We start from the raw sequence: 18,412 nt of genomic DNA, 5'->3' as shown, positions 1-18,412 counted from the left end.
GCGGGAACGGCGGGAACGAACGGCGTCACTTATTGAGTTCACGTCCTACATCCAAGTGGCTTCAAGTCGAGTGACGGGAGTCACCGCATGCGATTCGAAGCGGACGCTCGTCAAAGGGTTCCAGATCAGCTGGTGCTGGCACTGGAGTCGGGCATCTGTCGATCGATCTCGGTCGATTTGCCATCCTGCGTTATCTTTCGGGCCATCAAGACGACTCGATCGTTCACCTTCAGGGGGACGCCTTGTACCGTGATTTCCTCACCATCGGTCAGTTTCGCCTGGCGGTTTTGGGCGGGTCCCAAGTCTACCATCATCGATTTTCCGTCAGCCGTTTTGACCTTGGCCAACGTGTGCTCGACGCCGCGAATGTCGATGGTCTTCGTTTTCTCGATCGTTCCCTCATACTTTTTACCGTGGCGATCGATCTGCACGCTGCCATTTTTCGTTGACGCATCACTGGCCACCAGAATCGACTTGTCGCCGACCTTCAATCGATGACCGGACGCGGTCAACTGGTCGCCTTTCTGGACGGAGGTTTCTTTTTGGGTCGGTCCAAGGTCAACGGCAAGTGAATTTCCTTGCTTGGTATTGATCATCGCAACCAGGTGCTCGCGGTCTCGCACCTGCACCGTCTTGGTTTCTTCGACGTTGCCCGACACGCTCAGCTTCTGCGATTCCAATTCCTTTTGCTGATTCTTGGCCTGCTCTTTCGAGTTGTCTTGGCCCTCGGACTGTGACTCAAATGCGTAGTAGTTGAACTCCTCGTAGAACCCGTCACCGTCGGTGTCAATGAACGAGGCGTACGCGTCGTACAGGCCATCATCGTTGGTGTCGTAATAGTTGGAGAAGTATCGGTTGCCCCAGTAGCTGTACCCGTCGTCGTAGTAGTCGTAGAACCAATCGGATTCTGACTCGGAGTCGTTGTTGTAACCGTAGTCACCGTAGAACAGACCGCGGTCGTTGTCCGAGTCAGTGCTGGTTGCGTTGTCGGCGAAGTCGAAAACCTCATCATCCCAGCGGCCGATCGCTTCATCGGTGGGGTTGTAGTCGTTGCCGTCAAACCACTCGCTGACGTCGTACCATGCGTCGTCTTCGTAGTACGGTGTATTGCTACCGAATTCATCGGCGCGGGCGCCTGCGACAGGGATCGCAAAGGCGGCGGCAAGTGTGGCAGAAAAGAGCATGCGTTTCTTGGTGGTAGTCATTTTGGTCTCCTTTTCGAGTATGGAAATGGAATCGCCCGCTGCAATTCCGATAGCAGGAGATGATGCAAAGTGAATGCCAAAACAGACGGCATCACGCCGACGCAGCGTCAAAAACGCCGCGATTTCCGGGGCATGTCAATCCATGACGCACCGAAGGGCTGTTCGTTGCGCAGCCGCTGGCAAACGTCGTTTGGCGACAATCGTGATGGAGAGGCGGTCAAGTTGACCGTTGATCAAACAGTGATCGCTGTTTGGCGAAACGTGACCTGAACAACGGAAAAGCTGGTAGAAGCTTTGAGAAAGAGCTGGATGCTACCGTCGGAAAGCTACCGATTCGTAGGCAATTTCCGTGCCGCTCGGACGACCGGCAGAGACGCTTGGCGCAGACCCTCGATCATGCGTTTGTGCGACTCGTACATCGCTCTCGCCTCGGCGGTTTTCTTGTGCGTGTGAGCGATCGTCTGGTTGAACGGATCGAGCGCCAGTAGTTCTGCGTCGGTTCTGGCATGGTAGACCGATCTCGCGAAGTCACGCCAAACCTGACCGCCCCGCACCGGCAATTGAAACACTTCGTGCTTCTCTCCTCGGCGGCATGGGTTCCTCCTCCGGTCCGCGCGAAACCGCCGCACGGGTGCGTCCTGCAACACTGCACCTTAACGCTGTGAAGCATTTAGTTCCTGCGTTTTACGAGGTGTTAGCGGCAGGGCGCAAGCCCTCCGGTCCCTCATCGCTACCGAAACACCGGAGGGCTCGCGCCCTACCGCTAAAAATGCTTCACACCGTTACCTGCACCTTAACGAAACTAGCAAACCGGGGGGGAGTCTAGCCAGAGCACTCGAGAACCAGAGCACTAGAGAAAGCGAACGCGGAGGTGTTGGCCTGCTTTCATGTGGAAACCATCGGGGAAACGCACGACGTACCGTCCCGGCTCAGCCTGAAAGCGAGCGGCCATTGGCTGTTCGTCGAGTGTGACTTCGGCCCGGCCGGCCGCGGTTCGGTCGACCCGATCGAACGCCAATTCCTTCAGATCAAGCTGTCCGTATCGCAGTTCGATCGATCCTGTTTGATTGCCTCGGTCGGCGGTTTGCTGGAAGCTGCCCCAGCCCTCGGCGGTGATGAAGGCGGCACGGAAGTTGTCTTGCTGCATGCGAGGTCCGAAGGCGAGTTTGCCCTCGGGGCCGTCGTAACGGAACCCACAGACGGCCATGAAGGCACTGTAGCTCGACATCGCGCGGGCATAGTGGTCGCTGCATTCGATTTCGTTGTACGGGTTGCGGTCTTTCGGCAGATAACGGTCGTAAATCGCCTTGCCGATCGCGAGGCCCTTTTCGACCAAGCCTTCCCAGATCATGTGCGCGGCGACCTGCCATTCAAAGCCCGTCATGCATTCATTCAAATAACCCGCGTAGTTTTTCTTGCCGCTCTTGGGTTCGATCTTTCCATGCGGAAACGAACACATGACCAAGCCCGCGTTGCCTTCGACCGCGTACCACCGCCCATCGGTCATGACTTTTCTGAAATCGCCCACGTTGGGTGAAAAGTTAAACGTCCAGAGTGATTCCAACGTTCGGCGGATCTTGTCTTGCGGCAGCACGCGGTCCAGGCCCAGGTTCAAGAGCCAAAACTCGCCGAGAACCTGATCGATGTGGCAGCCGTTGACCGAACCGTGCTTCTCCTCTTCGCCCGGACCGGGCTTGTGGATGAAGTGGCCGTACTGCTCGTTCCAGAGCATCTCGACCATTTTCGGAGTGCCTTTGGCGACCATTCTCTCATAGCGCTCGGCGACCCCAGGTTGCTTCATTCGTCGCGCCATCACTGCGGATGCCTTGAGCGCGGCGTGGTACAGATTGATCAGCCAATGCACCTGCCCAAACCAGGGCTCGTCCAGCGTGTTGTGCTGGGCGCCCGCCAACAGCCCATCGCCATCGGGGTCCCATTTGCGAATCACGTAATCCATGGAAAGCCGGGTGCGATCCCAAATGCTTTCCAGGAAGCGTTAGTCTGTGGTCATCTGGCTCTCGCGCAGGACGCGAAGAATGGTGCCGCACTGACCGTCGATGGCATCGTGAAACGGGGCGATGGAATGGCGGAAGTTGATCGAACCATCGTTCGGTCTGAACCCCTTGCCGTATTCCACCTTGTCGCGGCATTCGCGTTCGATGACCGGAAAGACCCGCGCCAACCCTTGGGCGTATTGCCAGACGTGCGTGCAGTTTCCCGGACAGCAATTCACGCCTTCGTCCAGGTTGTACATGCCGTCCTGCAGGGCCAAGCGTTCGGCCAACTGGGTCTGCATGCAATTGAGCGTGACAAACGTCCGTTCCAGCAGCCAATGGGGCAACGTCGAATCGTACCAGGTGTCGACCCAAGTCCGAGTCGTCCCGTGCAGTTCCGTTTCCCGAGCGGCCACGGCGGCTGCGGCATCGATCGCGGTCGGCCACAAGGTCGAATAAAAATTGATGTCGTGGGCGCCAGGTTTGCGTCCGAACGACGTGACGTAGTTTGCATTGGGAAATCGCCAGGACAGCGCGAAGGAAACGGTTGCTTCCTCGCCGGGTTGGAGCGTCAGCTGTCGTCCGATGGAGGCAAATCCCCGTTCACGAAGCGGTCGTTGGTGAACCGCGTCCGGTTCCGCGTTTGGTCGCTCGGAGGCAAACAGACCCAAGGCGCCCGGCTGCGACCTCTCGATGTCCACGATGTCCGGCTTCTCTTCGCCGAGCAACCCCAACGCGACCGCGCCGAAATCCGCCGCCCGATCCAAAGTGGATTCGGATGGTTGTTTCGGAGGATGGGTCGAAAACACGATGTGGTCGATGTCGATGTGTCCCCATCCGCCGGACGATGCATCGAGTATTTCGAGGTGGGCCTGCTGGCCGGAGAGTTCGGCGACATTCCAGCTGGCCCATGCCATGGCGTCGGACTGATCGCCTCCGACGGACCGGACCTTCTTTCCATCGACCCACATGCTAATGTTCAATTTCTTCTCGTCCCGTCCGCCGGCGATCAGGAAATTGATGTAGGGCTTTTCGATCGTGAACTCGGGTGAGATCAGTTTTCCCTGGGGCTCGTCGCTTCCGGTCCAGGAATTCACCAGGCCCTTCCCCTTGAATCCGGACAGTTTCTGAATCGTCCGCGCGCCCGACGCCGGCGCATCACCAAAGGCTTCTCCTTCTACTTTCCAGTCGCCGTAATCGCCTGTCTCAAAATCAGCGAACACGACGGATTGTTCGGGACGACAATCTTCGACGGCCGGTTTCACCCAGCACTCCACCGCGGACAGTCCATCGCCATGGCGATACCGACTCATCCGGATTCCGTTCTTTCCCCGTCCGCTCCGGAAATTTGAGAAGTTCTCAACCCAACCCGCAATCGCCGTCTGCTGGACCTGATCCGAAGTGTTCTGGATCGTGTAGCGCATCACGATCACGGGATAGCTGGAATCGTCGCGGTTGAGTGGGATGAACGGTGTGTAGGATTCCAGGGTGACACGCACGGGACACGCCGCGTCGGCATACGTCACCTGTGCCATCGGATACTGGTTGGTAAAGACCACTTCCTCAAAGCCGTTGGAATCAAGCGTCAAGGTTTGCGTTTTGCCGCCGGAGTTGACCTGCAACGCGAAGCCTTGATCCATGGGGGAATGCAGGGTGTCCGGATCGGTGAACCGGGGACCCTTCCCGATCTGCTTGGCGTCTCTGTTTCCGTCCAGATTCCAGTACCAGAGGCGGCCGTCACCTGCCAGATAAACTTGGCCGGTGCAGATGCCGTTGATGGGCATGCCGATGAATTTCAACTCGTCGCCGGTCGCGCTGAGCGGTTCACCCCGGGCGTAGAGACTTTCGATCCACTCTTTGCTGAGCTTCTTGTCCGAGGGAATGATGTGCTCAAAGTCTTCGTTGGCAAACGGCCCCGCCATGACATTCATCCGCCCGGCCGCCAGCATCGCGGCCGTCAGCCCAGAGGCTTTCATGAAAGCGCGCCGCCCTGTCGCGGCCGGACTGCAGGAACGGGTGCCACCGCAACAGGTGTTGCTCAAGGGGGCGGATTTCTTGTTCATGTTTGTTCCCGGTTGGATGGGCACGTTGTGGGTTGAGGTATTGTCACATGTAAGGTGTCCATCATGTAGTCCAACGCACACTCATTGTCTGTCCCGCCAGCAGCTCAATGCCATTGAGAAAGCGGACAACAGAACGGCCTTGCTGAGTTTGAAATTTCACCGGAATCTCGTTCCCGTCCACCACGACGACTGCACGACTGACGCCTGTGTTCTCGACTTGGTCCACGACGAATTCGTTCAGCGCGAGCTTGCCGTGGTGCATCCCAATCGAAACGGATTGCTGACCGTCCGCCACGTTCTGGCTGAAGCTTCCCCAGCCCTCGGCGGTGATGAAGGGAGCCTTGAAGTTGTCCGGCGACACGCGTGGTGCAAACCCGATGCGTCCCTTGGGGCCGTGGTATTCAAACCCGCAAGCGGCCAGGAACACGCCATAACTGGCCATCGATCGGGCGTAGTGATCACTGCATTCGATCTCGTTGTAGGGATTCCGCTTGTCCGCTCCGTAGCGTTCATGCACCGCCTTGGCGATGGCCAATCCCTTTTCGACCAGCGGGTCTCCAGGCTCTGCTTCGTAGACCATGTGGGCGGCCACTTGGTACTCAAAGCCGTTCATGCATTCGTTGAAGTAGCCGCCCGGTCCGGTATAAACCGGCGGGTTCTCTTCCGAACGCAGTCGGTCTCCGGGGATCGCCTCGGTTGCACCGCCCTTGGGCCAGGTACACATCACCAAACCGGCTTCTCCCGGCATCGCATACCATCGGAACGCCTGTTCGATTTGAACGTGATCGAGCGCATACTGCCCAGCGTCGGGGGCGAAGTTGTATTTCCACAGACTCTGAAGTGCAGAAACCGTTTCTCGCTTCGGAATCACTCTCCCCAAGCCCACCTGCTTCATCCAGGCCTGGCCGAGTACTTGATCGATGTGGCAGCCCTTGTTGGAGTTGAGGGCGCGGACGGCTGGATCGGGTTTGTGAATGAAGTACTCGCCGTCGAATAACTCCGCGACGATCTTCTCGGAGCCTCGGTCGATCAGCGTGCGGCACTGCATCGCAAAATCCGTGTCGCCCATCTCGATCGCCATCGCTTCGCCGGCCGCCAACGCGGCAAGGTACATTCCACTCAGCCAGCCCATCGGCCCGTACCATGACGCGTCGAGCGTGTGTGGCTGTTTGCCTTCCAGCAGTCCGTTGCCATCGGCGTCTTCGCGGATCAAGAACTCGACCGCCTTTTTGACGTTGGGCCAGATTCGTTTCAGGAAGGAACTGTCGGCCGACATCTGATGTTCGCGAAAGGCCCGCAGGATCGAGCCGGCTTGACCATCGGTCGCAGGAGTGGCATGAATCTCGCCACGATGCCCGATGATGCCGGATTGGGGATGAAACCCGACGCCGGCTTTGAAGTCCACCTTCTCGCGAAAGGCACGTTCCAGTTCGGGGAACACCCTTCCCAACGCTTGGGCATAGTGCCAGACGTGCGTGCAGGTTCCCGGACAGCAGTCCACACCCTCCCACGCGTAGGGCCGGCCGCTGTCGAACCAATGAAACGCTTGACTGGCGATGCAATTGAGCGGAATGAAACTACGGTCGAGTAACCAATATGGCAACGTACTGTCATACCAGGTCTTGTTCCACTGGCGCGTGCCATCGAGCAATCGTGATTTGTTCGTGCACAGGTAATCGGCAACGTCGTCTGCCGATTCAAACCAGGACGCATAGTGCCTGCGCAGCTTGGCGAAATTCCTGATCCCCAGCATCTGTTTGCGGCGGGGACCCTTTTCGTTGTAGTCGGGGAAATACCAGGTAATGGCAAACTCCACCGTCCTCGATTCTCCGGGAGCCAATTGGAATGCGGCGAACAAACCACCGACGAGCCATTCGTTGAGCGGTTGGACGGCGTCCTGTTGCTGCGCGAGGTCGGCGGCCTGGTCAAAGAGTCCGGCGGGGCTGTCCGGATCAGTCAGCGAAGCGGCGGCCGAGACCGTCAGTCCCGCTTCGCTTGCATCGTGCAACAAAGTCAGCGTGGTGGATCCGTATCCGTGTTTGTCTTTGATCCCGGCACCGCGACGTTTTCCCTGCGAGACGGTGGTCGGTTCCACCGTGCTCAGCACAGCGACTCGGCCATCGGCTTGAACGACCCGATTCCTTCGCTGGCCGAGGGCGGCATCCGTCGTGTAGGGACAGGTCGCGTTCTGCATCCAACTGCCGAGGTCGACTTCCACGGAGGCCTTTGAAGTGTTCGTCACGGTGTAGGCCATCACCGTCGCCGGCAGTGCCGAGTCTTTGGTGCGCAGCGGAATGAACGGGCTGAACGCCTCAAGCTTGGTCTCAACAGGAAACCCCTGCTCGGCGTAAGTCACTTTGCCGATCGGATATTCCCCGCGGAACGTCACGTCGGGAAAACCCATTCGGTCGAGTGTTCTGGTCGTTGACTCGCCGGATGCTTTGACACGGATCAGGAATCCCTGGGCCACGTCGGCACCATTGCGTTTGGTGTACTCTTGGCCGGCCGCGACCGGATGGGCGTAGTGTCCACCGAGTGTAAATGCCGCAATCCGTTGGCCGTGACCGGTTTCGCGAGTGTAGTTGCACTTGAAGATGTCCCACAGCCAGAGCCGGCCATCACCGGCCAGGTAAAGCTGCCCGCAGCCGATGCCGCCGACCGGCATGCCGACGTACTTGAGTTGATCACCGGAGAACACCTCGGCCCGGCCGCGTTGGGTTAGCGAGGCGACCCATTCGGGCGTCAGTTTCTTGTCGGCGGGGATCAGATGACCATCGACATCGTCCGCCGCAAAAGGTCCGGCCATGACCTGCGCGCCGACCGGCAGAGTCGAAGCGGTCGCACCGGCGCCCAATACTTTCAGGGCATGCCGCCGGCTGACGTTCGGTTCGCACCCGCAAGAAGAGGAGCAACAGGATTGCGTTGGGTTTTTCACGTTGGTCGAATCTATATTGCTGTTCATTGCTGTTGTTCAATCCAGCCGCGAATGGATGCGGAAGCCGTTGACGATTTTCCCGGGCAAGCTCTTGGGCAGCCGAATCGTCAGCGCGTCGGCGGTGCGGTTCCATGTGATTTTCTCCGTGCTGCCCATCAGCTCGATGCCGGTGATCTCGCGGTCGAGCGACCCGCCGGTCGCGAGTGTGTTGATGACAATGTCCTCAAATGTTTCATCGGTCAACTCATTAAGGGTCTGGTGGTGCGTTCGCCGAGCAGGACTGGCCAATGGTGACACGGATTGACTTCACATCCCGCGCGATCATTGTCATCGTGTCGTGCATCCATTCCAGACTGCATTGCGACATGCAGAGGGTGATCTGCGACACAGGCTGTGATGCACCATCGCCTCGGTCCAATCATCGTTGAATGATCCGTTTCAGCGGCGAGGCTTTATTTCGACGATGCCGAGTTGATCGGGTTGCTGTGTTCGTGTTGATTGAGGAATTGAGATTCCCCAAGAGAAGGTAAGTTAATTTAGAGCGCGAGCAGGTTCCAAAGCCCGGAGTAGTCATCGCTCCAATGCAGGATCGTTTCGTCTTGCTCCCACGCCTCAAACGACTCGCTCCGTTGCAGTTGTTCAGCGACCTCGGCGTTTTGTGTCAGCAGCACCCAAGTCGAGCCGTAAACGCCTATCGATTCGTCCTTGTCGTTGCTCAGGCGAATCGCCTGCCAATCCAGACTGTCGGCCAAGCCGCGGACGACGGGGCCGAGGTCGAGAAAACGATTCGAGATGTGGATCGCCAAGATGCCATCCTCGGCGAGATGTTGGCGATAAATCTCGGCACATTCGGTCGTCAGCAGGTGGACCGGGATGGCGTCGCTGCTGAACGCATCGATTGCCAGCACATCAAAGTGTTGCGGCTGGTTTTCACGCAATTCCCGTTCCATGACGATTCTCGCATCGCCGATGCGGACCTTCGTTCGCGCGGCGGAATCCTGCAGGTAGGTGAAGTATCGACCCGACAGCTCTTGTACGGCGGGATTGATTTCGTAAAAGCGGAAGTCGTCGTTCGTTTTTCCATAGGCGGCGATCGTGCCCGTGCCCAGCCCCACGACCCCGACATGAATCGACTTGTCCGCCTGCTTGCGCTCGCGGACCGTTTCGATCGCAAGACCCAAGCCGCTTGCTCTGCCATAGTACGTCGTCGGCTCGCTTTTCCAGTCTTCATCGTCATACTGAAAACCATGCTGGATCTGGCCGTGTTCCAGCCTGAACTTCGCCGGCATCGGGGATTCGTCGTCGTCCCGAGCGGGCACGTAGTCCACATGCAAGACGCCGTAGAAGTTGCGAGACCGATGGACAACGCCGCGTGAATTCGAATCAAGGGTTTCCCAATAGCCGTATCCCATGATCGCCAGCAACGAAAGAAGCGGCGCCCAGTACCAAATGCCCAGCGACGGCCGATCGTTCGAGCGAAGTTTTCGGATCACCCATTCGGCAAAGACGCCACCGAGTCCGACCAGCAGCAGCGTCCAGGCCTGAGCCGCGGTGACGACGTGTTGCTGATGCGCCAGGGCGAGCAAGGTCGTGGCGTACATCGCAATGGCGACGCGGGTCAACCAGATCTGATGTGGTTCACTGAAACGTCGCAGCCCCCACAGGGCGACCCGGGCGACGGCCCAGGCGGTGATCGAAATCGCTGCGAATTTCATGCCCAGGCCAGCGGTCATCACGTCGGGCGCGCGACACGATCCCCAGGCCACCATCCAGCCGATCGGCAGGGCTGCCAAGCCGCACCACGTCCAAGCCGACACCGAACGCTCGCTTCGTGTGCCGATCGCGATCAGCCCCGAAAAAATCAAGCTACCGAATCCGCCGAACAACGCGATTTCGTCGATCGCATCCAGGGACTCGTGATGAGGCGTCCAGACGAGTGCAATCGCCGCAACGATCGTCGCAAACGCTCCACCCGCCCACGTCCAGAAATCGCTTGACGGTGCCACGTCCCAGACGCGTTGTCGGCACGCCGCGATCAATGCAAACACACAGCACGCCACAAGACTGATCTGAAACTCCCAATAACCCGTGAACAAGTTCGTCGCGAGGATGGCGACAAACAGCCCGCCGAGGACACCGCCGGCAGAAATCACCAGGTAGAAAAGCGTCAGGTAGCGTGGGTCTGGACGGGAGTGGACAAGTTCGCCATGGACCGCCATGCAACATGCGAACAGCGCGGCGGAAAAAATGACGACTTGCTTTGCCAATTCCAAGTCGGGACCCGACGAAATGGCCCAGCCCGCCAGCGGTCCGCAGACCATCAACAGCATTCCAAAGGCGCGTCGGTCATACCACTGCGGGCGATCGAAACAGATGATAAAGGTGATCAGATACAGACTGAGCGGCAGGATCCAAAGGAACGGGACCGTCGCGACATCGATGCACAGCTGGTTCGTGGTTGCTAGTAGCATGGCCGATCCGCATGCCGATAGGATCAGCCACAACAAGCCGACAAACCAGCCCGGCTTTTGCGGCATCGACGATTCGAGTGTCGCCTGTCCGGCAGCTTCGTCGTCTGGAATCGGCAACACATCGTGTTTCAACAGACCGGCCGCACACCACGCGGCAAAGCAGGCAAAGACAACGTACAAGGACGTCCATGAGACGCTTTGCTGCTGCAGCGTCAGCCGGGGTTCAATCACGAACGGGTAGCTGAGAAGTGCCAGCAGCGAACCGATGTTGGACAACGCGTACAAGCGATAGGGCGAGCGGTCCGGCGAGGTCTGGCTGAACCACTTCTGCATCAAGGGCCCCGTCGATGCGAGCACGAAATACGGACCGCCGACCGTCGCGATCAAGACCAACAGAATGCGGGCAAGGGGCGACTGGTCGGGCAGCGGTTTCCACGTTTCATCGGGAGCGATCGGCAACAGCAACACGGACACTGCCAGAACCGCCAGATGGATCCATGCCTGGGACCGAACCGAGAGCTTGGCGCAAAGCAGGTGCGAATAAAGATAGCCGCCCAACAGTGCCGCTTGAAAAAAAAGCATGCAGCTGGTCCAAATCGACGGCCCTCCGCCGAACCACGGCAGGATGAATCGCCCGATGATCGGCTGTACTTGAAACAGCAGAAATGCACTGGTGAAGATCGTCAGAGCATAACGGAGCATAGCATGACTTCGTCGGGATGTTGTTCAGACCGTTCACCAACAGCATGCACAAACGGGTGAGGTTCGATCGCTCCTCGGCTCGCTCGTCGGCCACGTCACGCCCGTGAGTATACTCGTGGCAGGCAGCTTGCAGTGAGAGACGGCACAAATAGATTCCGTTAGAGTGAGTCAAACCCGAGCATTATTGTCGGCAGGTCTCGCGGGTAACAACTTGTTGCCTGACGGTGCCCCTGTTTTCCGTACAAAGACTGAATCTCTATGAAACCATTCCTTGCTACCGTTTTCATCCTGACCGTTTCCGCCTCGATCCGCGCCGAGGATCTTGAATCCAAACGACAAACCGTCGTGAACACGCCCGGGTTGGTGGCGTTCTGGGATTTTGTCAAACGAGAACCGGGCGGCGAACATCGCTTTACCGCTCACGTTCCCGGCGGCTCGTCGACCGAGTATCCGCTCGATGTGGCAAACTACGTCAAGGACTACTGGGGGCAGGGGCGCGCGGCGTCGTACGCCGATTTTCCGTTGCTCGGGCGGGGGCCGTTTGGACAGGCGGTCCGGATTCGCAAAGAGACCGATCCGAATTTCAGACCGTTCTTGTTTGTGCCCCGGTCGCGACTGCACGACACGCCACTGGACATCAAGGGCGACGGCCGCTCCGTTTCCGTGGTCGTGTGGGCGATTCGCGAGAGCGGTAATCATGCCCTGGCGGGAATCTGGCACGAAGGCACCGACCTGCACCAGAAAGAGACCGCCGGCATCCGCAAGGTGGAGCGTGGACAGCGGCAATACGCACTGTTTGCCGGACTGAACAAAGCCGGCAGCGCCTGTGGTCACGTTTCAGAAAACGGAGCCAGTTCGTTCTTGAATAAGTACGCTCTGCACAAATGCAATTCGCTCGGGCAATCACCCGAAGTCCCCGCCGATTCGTCCGACGATGTCTTGGACCGCTCATGGCATTGCTTTGCGATGACGTTAGACCACCAACGCGATGAATTGACCGGTTGGCTCGATGGGCAATCGGGAGATCGCTGGTTGGAGAATCCGAGCCGCGGTGGACTGCTCCAATCCGCCTACAACGCCTACATGCAAGGCCACTGGCACCGTACGCCCGGCAAACAACCCGGTGAAGACCCGAGTTTTCCAGAAGACCAGTTCTACAATCCGCCGGAAGACCATCCGCTTTCGGTCAAAGTCCTTGATGAATCAAGCGACCAGCGGACGGAACAACGCGAGTATCGTTTCACCAAAGTCAACGTCACGCTCAAGCCATCTGCTGACGGAAGCTTCACCGAAACCACGCGTGACCTGGTCGCGCTGCGGCTGAATCCGTGGTGGTACCCGCACGGCATTTACACGCCCAGCGACGACGGCAGCGGCGGCCCGTTCACCATCGGCCGCGTCATTCACAGCGCTCGCACCGTCGGCTTCACCGGATGGATCGGCGGCGTTGCGGTGTTTGATCGGGCGTTGAGCGCCGAGGAGTTGGTGAGCCTGACGAGTCTGGCAACGCAGTAGTGTGCCGTTCGAGATGTACAACCACGCGGGGCTGTATCGCATGTTGGAACTCGGGAAACCCGTCGACACCCGTGGCGAGATCATCGATTCGGGGGACCCCGCACTCGACGGCGAGGTCGCCGATGCGATTGAGATGATCCGGAAACTCGCCCAGAGCGAACGTGTCGAGCAGGTTTTCGTGCGTCACGCCTTCCGTTTCTGGATGGGCCGCAACGAAACACTGCACGATGCACCCGTGTTGCAAGACGCCCACCGCGCCTACAAGGAAAGCGGCGGCAGTATGAATGCGCTGATCACCTCACTCCTGACGTCGGACGCCTTCCTGTATCGCACCCGCAGCGCACCGGAGCGTTAGCCGAGCTCCGAGAGCGCAAGACCGCTAAATCGACATTGATGGGTGCCTCTCGCGCTGGCGCGAACCGGCTGAGATCAAACGAATGATCAGCCGTTTGGCGCGAGCCTACGGGCCCTCACTCATTGAAAGGATTGCCCACGGATGACAGGCACAAAAATCCATCAGTCATTCAATTGGCGTCCCCGGCGATCAGCGACAAGAGATGCTTTCGAGTTGGTTTCTCCCCCCTCGATGCGACGGTTTGACTCGGCGTCCACCCAAACGGGAGGAGCGTGGCGATTCGTCAGATCGCGGCAATTACGGGATTTTCCACTCTCCTTAGACCGATGATGGGACCGGGGCGGACGCCTAATTTTTTCGATCTTGAAATAATTGGACCCCTTAGGGCATCTAGCTATATAATCGGTCTACCCGCCACATCCCCAGACTTACCCCAGCCAGCTGCTTTCCCACCCCTCGGCCGGCGTGTAGCGGTTTCAGGCGATCGCCAACTCGACTTCCCTGTCGAATCAGCCGGACAATTGACCCGCAATTCTTCGATCTCGCAAACAGATTCAAAATGATCAACCGTAGAAACATGCTGCACGGAATCGCAGCTGGCGTCGGCGCTGCTTTTGGCCCTTCGATCCTCGCCGAGCGTTTGCTGGCCTCGCCCGCGACGAACGTCCCCCTACTCGGCAATTCGACTCCCAAGCGAATCGTGTTCTTCATGCAGAACCAGGGTTTCGACCCCAAAACCTGCATTCCGAGCGGAATGAAAAACAGCGGTTCGCTGGCCAAGGCCAAACTGCCCGAACCGATCAGCCCGCTGGAACCCTACAAAGATCGACTGCACATCATCAATGGGCTGCACGGTCTTCATACCAGTCCCTCGCACAGCGCCTTCTTCGGCGCCTTGGGCGGCTATCGCGGCAGCGACGGTGTGCCACCGAGTGCCCCGACGATCGACTACGAATTGAGCAAGGTCTTGCCGCAGACGCTGTTGCCGCACCTTTGCATCGGCATGGACTCGATCGAAAACATGACGACCAAGCCTACGCTCGCGACGCTGTCCGCCAGCGGCGCCGGCCAGCCGATCTTCATGCATTCCAACCCGAACCATCTGTACCAGATGCTCTACGGTGGCATCTCGACCGGTGACATTCGCAAGCAGCACGAAGCGCGGACGAGCTTGATGCTGCAGATCGAGCAGTTTGCCGCGTCCAAGGGTCGCGCGCTTCCGGCAGCCGACAGTCAACGCTACGGCCAATACGTCCAAGGATTCAAAGAAGCCAACGGCCTCCGCGATCGCCTGGGTGCGGTCAGCGGCCATCTCCGCAAGTTCGCACCCGAAGTGGACGAGCGCTACACCAATCCCGAATTCGAAACCGATTGGCATGATCGTTTGCTGGACCTGGGGATTTCGGCACTGACCTCTGGCATCACCAACACGCTCACGATCGGTTCGGGACGCGGCGAGATCTTCGGAGCATGGAAAGGATTGGGCGTCGAGCAACAGGGTCACAACCTGGGGCACATGGACCAGCCGGACAACCCGATCTGGATCAAGATCCGTCAGTACAACAGCCGCATGCTGGTCCGAATCATGGAAGCGCTCGAGAGCGTTCCCGAAGGCAGCGGCACGATGATGGATCACACGCTGATCGTCTACACCAGCAACAACGCCGACAAGCAGCACACCAACGGTGCGAACTGGCCGGTCATGCTGCTCGGCAACCTCGACGGCGCGTTCAAATCCGGTTGCTTCACCCAGTTGGATGGCAAACGCCCGATCAACGCGCTGTACACCAGCCTATTGCGTGCCGCCGGCCAAAACGTCGACCGCTTCAACATGGACGACAAACAGGCCAAGAAGTACGACGCCGGCAACGGCCCGCTCAAAGAAGTGCTCGCGTAAGCGGTGAGCGGATCGCGGCATTGCGTTTGAATCCGAGGCGGCTCGCAAGCTGGAAGTATCCAGAGCGTCGCAAGCTGGAAGCTTACGCCACTTTATTGTTCTTGAAGGTTTTCGTATGACGGTTGGCAAGCAAGTCCGACAGGCAAACTCGTTGGCGTTTGATGTGCATCGGTGCGTTTGGTGCGCCGTGTTCTGTTTCTCGTTCGGCATCATGTCTTCGACGTCCGCCGAAACGTACACGCCGGGACAGCCGCTGGAAAAGGACTTTGAAAGTTTTGCCGCCGCGTTCCTTGCCGACCATTGCATCGACTGTCACGGCGAGACGGCGCCCGAGGGTGACCTGTCGCTGCACGACCTCGGACCGGTGGACGAAATCAACGCCGGCACCTGGCGAAGCATTTGGGCTCAGGTCGCGTTGAAGGAGATGCCGCCGCCGGATGCATCGGAGCTTGAAGTCGTCGACCGGCTGCAGTTCTCCGACTGGATCGTCGGCGAATTGTCACGCGTCATGCAGGACAAGGGTGGCTTCCATGATCACCGCGATCCGAACAAGGGGAACTTCGTCGATCACGAGCTGCTGTTTGGCTCGTTGCCCGAAGAGATCCAACTGGTGCCGACGTCGTCGCTGGCTCGGATTTGGCGGGTGACGCCCCAAGAGCACATCACGCGTCTGAATGAACTGATCAACACGGAACCGGAATATGATCCTGAAAAACCGGGGCTGCGCACGCATGGCGATGTCGTGCCGACCAACCACGGCGGCGAATTGAAGCTGTACTTCGGCGTCGATCGCATCATCAAATGGCAAGGCGGCACGGTGGCCTACGCCACCTCGGTCAAAAGCGTTCCCGCGATCCTCTCCTCGGCACGCAAACACGGGCTGGAAAACTACCCCGATTTCTACACGGTCAACAGCGCCGAAGCGACGCAGATCTTGGACGTTGCCGATGACATCATCCGCTATATGGCCGAAGGTCCGCTGAGTATCGCCCAGCCCTATCAGATCACGGACGACCCCGCATCGATTGCGGACAAAATGGTGGGTGACCTTCGCGGTTTGCCGACCAGTTTGGTCTACAGCACCAAGGTGGTTCGTCCACTGACGCCGGTCTATGACCTGATGAAAGAAGACGGTGTCACTGACCAACGTGTGCGCCGCGCGGTGGAGTTCTTGTTCGAGGCGTTGACTTACCGGCCGCCGACCGAGCGAGAGTCAAATCAATATCTGCAAATTGTCAACGAATCGATCCAGAAGCTCGGCAAAGAAGACGGGGCTGTACTGGGGCTGTCGTCGATCTTCCTGGATCGTGACGCGCTGTTTCGGCCCGAACTTGTCGAGTACGGTTCGTCGGATCCGCACGGACGCGTCATGCTGCAAGACTGGGAACTCGGTCTGGCCGTCAATCACGCGCTGCGGTACATCAAGCCCGACGAAGCACTGCGGATGGCGGTCCTGGAAGGTCGCATGCGGACCCGAGACGACGTGCGCCGCGAAGTCCAACGGATGCTCGCCGATGACAGCATCCGAAAGCCTCGTATCCTGCAGTTCTTTCGGGACTATTTCGACTACGACCTCGGCGGCTACATCTGCAAGGACAACAAAGCGCTTGCGGAAACCGGCGTCAACGCGAGGGGAGTGGCGCACTACCGCGCGATGTTCGACGCGACCGCCAGCACGGATCGCCTGGTCGAACTGATCCTGCAAGAAGACAAGGATGTGTTGAAACAACTGCTGACGACGGACAAGGTGGTTGCCACCAAGAACGACCAGGTCTACTTCGGCAGAAAGCGAACCAAAGAAGAAACCGCTGCGGCGGTAGCCGAGGCAAAACGGGCAGCGGACGAAGAAACGAAGGAGGCGACCGCGGCGCTGGAATTGGCGAAAAAGGAATTGACCGAATTGGAACAGTCGATGAAGGCGAATCCGGACGAAGAAACAGCGAAGAAACAGAGGGAGCTGACGGCGAAAGAGAGAGCGGTCACGGCCGCCGAGAAGAATCTGGCTGCGCTGAAAAAGCAACGCCGCGACAACGAAAATCACAGTGTGGCTGAAGCCGAGTTGTCCGGACCGAACATTTTTGCCCGCGTCAGTCGCCGCAGCTTTGGCGCCGGATCGATGAAACCCGAGCGAGTCCTCGCCACCGCACCCGAAGGCCAACGGTTGGGCATCCTGACCCATCCCAGTTGGCTCGTTTCACACTCCGACGCGATGGACAATCACGCCATCTTGCGCGGTCGATGGATCCGCGAACGACTGCTCGGCGGCGGCATACCCGATGTGCCGATCACCGTCGATGCGATGCTGCCCGATGAACCCCACAGCACCCTACGCGAACGCATGCGGGTCACGCGGGAAACGTATTGCTGGACCTGCCACGAGAAAATGGATCCACTCGGGTTGCCGTTCGAGATGTACAACCACGCGGGGCTGTATCGCACGCTGGAATTGGACAAGCCCGTCGAAACGACGGGCGAGATCATCGATTCGGGAGATCCTGAACTCGACGGCGAAGTGACCGATGCGATTGAGATGATCCAAAAACTCGCCGAAAGTGAACGTGCCGAACAGGTGTTCGTGAGACACGCGTTCCGTTTCTGGATGGGCCGCAACGAAACGCTCCACGACGCTCCCGTGCTGCAAGACGCCCACCGCGCCTACAAGGAGAGCGGCGGCAGCATGAAGGCACTGATCACCTCGCTGCTGACGTCGGACGCCTTTCTGTATCGCACCCGCAGCGAACCCGGGATGTTGGCCGAATCCAGGTAGGCGAGGCGAGCTGGCCGACGGTTGGGCGATGTTCGCGGCAGCGAACCGAGTCTCCCGGAGGGATGCCAGCGAGTAGCCGGAGGTCAGCGAAGCGCCACCTCCGGGAAGCACGTCCCACAATCCCCTCGACTCCGGACGGGGTCGCAGCGAATCATTTTTTCCCTGCGTTTGACGAGGTGTTAGCGGCAGGGCGCAAGCCCTCCGGTCCTTGATCGTTCCCGAAACACCGGAGGGCTCGCGCCCTACCGCTAAATCGACAAGGTTTTGACCAGCGCAGGGCCCGTAGGCTCGCGCCAAACGGCTGATAATCAACTGACATCAGCCGGTTCGCGCCAGGGTCCGGGCGCGAATCAATCTCGATTTAGCGATACATGCCGCGAGGCCTTCACGCTCATGCCGAGCCGTCTGGATCCGGAAATCTGGTCGCTGATCGACCAATGTGGTCCAATGGCGGCCGATGCGTTGCAAGCAATGCTCCTGTTTCGCCGGATTGGTAGCCGCTGGCACC

Annotated in this window: 11 protein-coding genes and 1 pseudogene; 5 read left to right on the top strand and 7 right to left on the bottom strand. The window is 58.9% G+C overall.

Translation table 11 applies throughout. The features are described from left to right. Nucleotides 1-125: 125 nt before the first annotated feature. Nucleotides 126-1,205 (bottom strand): MamS/MamX family magnetosome protein, encoded by a 1,080-nt coding sequence (locus TBK1r_RS23835; RefSeq protein ID WP_145216437.1) that lies wholly within the window; start codon nucleotides 1,203-1,205, stop codon nucleotides 126-128. Between the two features lie 69 nt (nucleotides 1,206-1,274). Between TBK1r_RS23835 and TBK1r_RS23830 the strand changes: the two genes are divergently transcribed. Then, nucleotides 1,275-1,475, top strand: a complete 201-nt coding sequence (locus TBK1r_RS23830; protein ID WP_145216434.1) for a hypothetical protein — start codon at nucleotides 1,275-1,277, stop codon at nucleotides 1,473-1,475. Nucleotides 1,476-1,531: 56 nt separating this feature from the next. Here the strand turns inward: TBK1r_RS23830 and TBK1r_RS23825 are convergent, their stop codons facing one another. From TBK1r_RS23825 to TBK1r_RS23805, 6 genes are all read right to left on the bottom strand, one after another. Then, on the bottom strand, nucleotides 1,532-1,774 hold the full coding sequence (locus TBK1r_RS23825; RefSeq protein ID WP_145216431.1) for a hypothetical protein: 243 nt from the start codon (nucleotides 1,772-1,774) through the stop codon (nucleotides 1,532-1,534). 281 nt (nucleotides 1,775-2,055) lie between these two features. Beyond that, nucleotides 2,056-3,162: a GH116 family glycosyl hydrolase gene (locus tag TBK1r_RS39040; protein WP_419580330.1), complete on the bottom strand. Its 1,107-nt coding sequence runs from the start codon at nucleotides 3,160-3,162 to the stop codon at nucleotides 2,056-2,058. A gap of 39 nt (nucleotides 3,163-3,201) precedes the next feature. Continuing rightward, complete coding sequence (locus tag TBK1r_RS39035) at nucleotides 3,202-5,262, bottom strand: GH116 family glycosyl-hydrolase (RefSeq protein ID WP_419580329.1); 2,061 nt, start codon at nucleotides 5,260-5,262, stop codon at nucleotides 3,202-3,204. Nucleotides 5,263-5,323: 61 nt separating this feature from the next. Further along, complete coding sequence (locus TBK1r_RS23815; protein WP_419580328.1) at nucleotides 5,324-8,068, bottom strand: GH116 family glycosyl-hydrolase; 2,745 nt, start codon at nucleotides 8,066-8,068, stop codon at nucleotides 5,324-5,326. 165 nt (nucleotides 8,069-8,233) lie between these two features. Next, nucleotides 8,234-8,440: a hypothetical protein gene (locus tag TBK1r_RS23810; protein WP_419580327.1), complete on the bottom strand. Its 207-nt coding sequence runs from the start codon at nucleotides 8,438-8,440 to the stop codon at nucleotides 8,234-8,236. A 293-nt stretch (nucleotides 8,441-8,733) separates the two neighbouring features. After that, a complete protein-coding gene (locus tag TBK1r_RS23805; RefSeq protein WP_145216425.1) occupies nucleotides 8,734-11,370 on the bottom strand; it encodes a fused MFS/spermidine synthase in 2,637 nt (878 codons plus the stop codon). A 258-nt stretch (nucleotides 11,371-11,628) separates the two neighbouring features. Between TBK1r_RS23805 and TBK1r_RS23800 the strand changes: the two genes are divergently transcribed. The 4 genes and pseudogenes from TBK1r_RS23800 to TBK1r_RS23785 all read left to right on the top strand — a co-directional run bounded on the left by TBK1r_RS23800 (nucleotide 11,629) and on the right by TBK1r_RS23785 (nucleotide 17,904). Continuing rightward, nucleotides 11,629-12,885 carry a LamG domain-containing protein gene (locus TBK1r_RS23800; RefSeq protein WP_145216422.1) on the top strand — a complete coding sequence of 419 codons (1,257 nt, stop codon included), beginning with the start codon at nucleotides 11,629-11,631 and terminating at the stop codon, nucleotides 12,883-12,885. A 1-nt stretch (nucleotide 12,886) separates the two neighbouring features. Next, nucleotides 12,887-13,240: pseudogene (locus TBK1r_RS23795) on the top strand (DUF1585 domain-containing protein); the annotation flags it as partial. Between the two features lie 559 nt (nucleotides 13,241-13,799). Then, nucleotides 13,800-15,137, top strand: a complete 1,338-nt coding sequence (locus TBK1r_RS23790; protein ID WP_145216419.1) for a DUF1552 domain-containing protein — start codon at nucleotides 13,800-13,802, stop codon at nucleotides 15,135-15,137. A gap of 211 nt (nucleotides 15,138-15,348) precedes the next feature. Continuing rightward, nucleotides 15,349-17,904, top strand: coding sequence for a DUF1588 domain-containing protein (locus tag TBK1r_RS23785; RefSeq protein WP_145216416.1), 2,556 nt, complete (start codon nucleotides 15,349-15,351; stop codon nucleotides 17,902-17,904). Nucleotides 17,905-18,412 lie beyond the last annotated feature (508 nt).

This window comes from Stieleria magnilauensis (assembly GCA_007753675.1).
Taxonomy (GTDB): Bacteria; Planctomycetota; Planctomycetia; order Pirellulales; family Pirellulaceae; genus Stieleria; species Stieleria magnilauensis.
This window is presented reverse-complemented; position numbering and strand designations above follow the sequence as displayed.

Coding starts and splice junctions, on each gene's coding strand:
- TBK1r_RS23835 (WP_145216437.1), bottom strand. CDS start 1,205: ATGACTACCACCAAGAAACGCATGCTCTTTTCTGCCACACTTGCCGCC.
- TBK1r_RS23785 (WP_145216416.1), top strand. CDS start 15,349: ATGTCTTCGACGTCCGCCGAAACGTACACGCCGGGACAGCCGCTGGAA.
- TBK1r_RS23805 (WP_145216425.1), bottom strand. CDS start 11,370: ATGCTCCGTTATGCTCTGACGATCTTCACCAGTGCATTTCTGCTGTTT.
- TBK1r_RS39040 (WP_419580330.1), bottom strand. CDS start 3,162: ATGGATTACGTGATTCGCAAATGGGACCCCGATGGCGATGGGCTGTTG.
- TBK1r_RS39035 (WP_419580329.1), bottom strand. CDS start 5,262: ATGAACAAGAAATCCGCCCCCTTGAGCAACACCTGTTGCGGTGGCACC.
- TBK1r_RS23790 (WP_145216419.1), top strand. CDS start 13,800: ATGATCAACCGTAGAAACATGCTGCACGGAATCGCAGCTGGCGTCGGC.
- TBK1r_RS23815 (WP_419580328.1), bottom strand. CDS start 8,068: ATGGCCGGACCTTTTGCGGCGGACGATGTCGATGGTCATCTGATCCCC.
- TBK1r_RS23800 (WP_145216422.1), top strand. CDS start 11,629: ATGAAACCATTCCTTGCTACCGTTTTCATCCTGACCGTTTCCGCCTCG.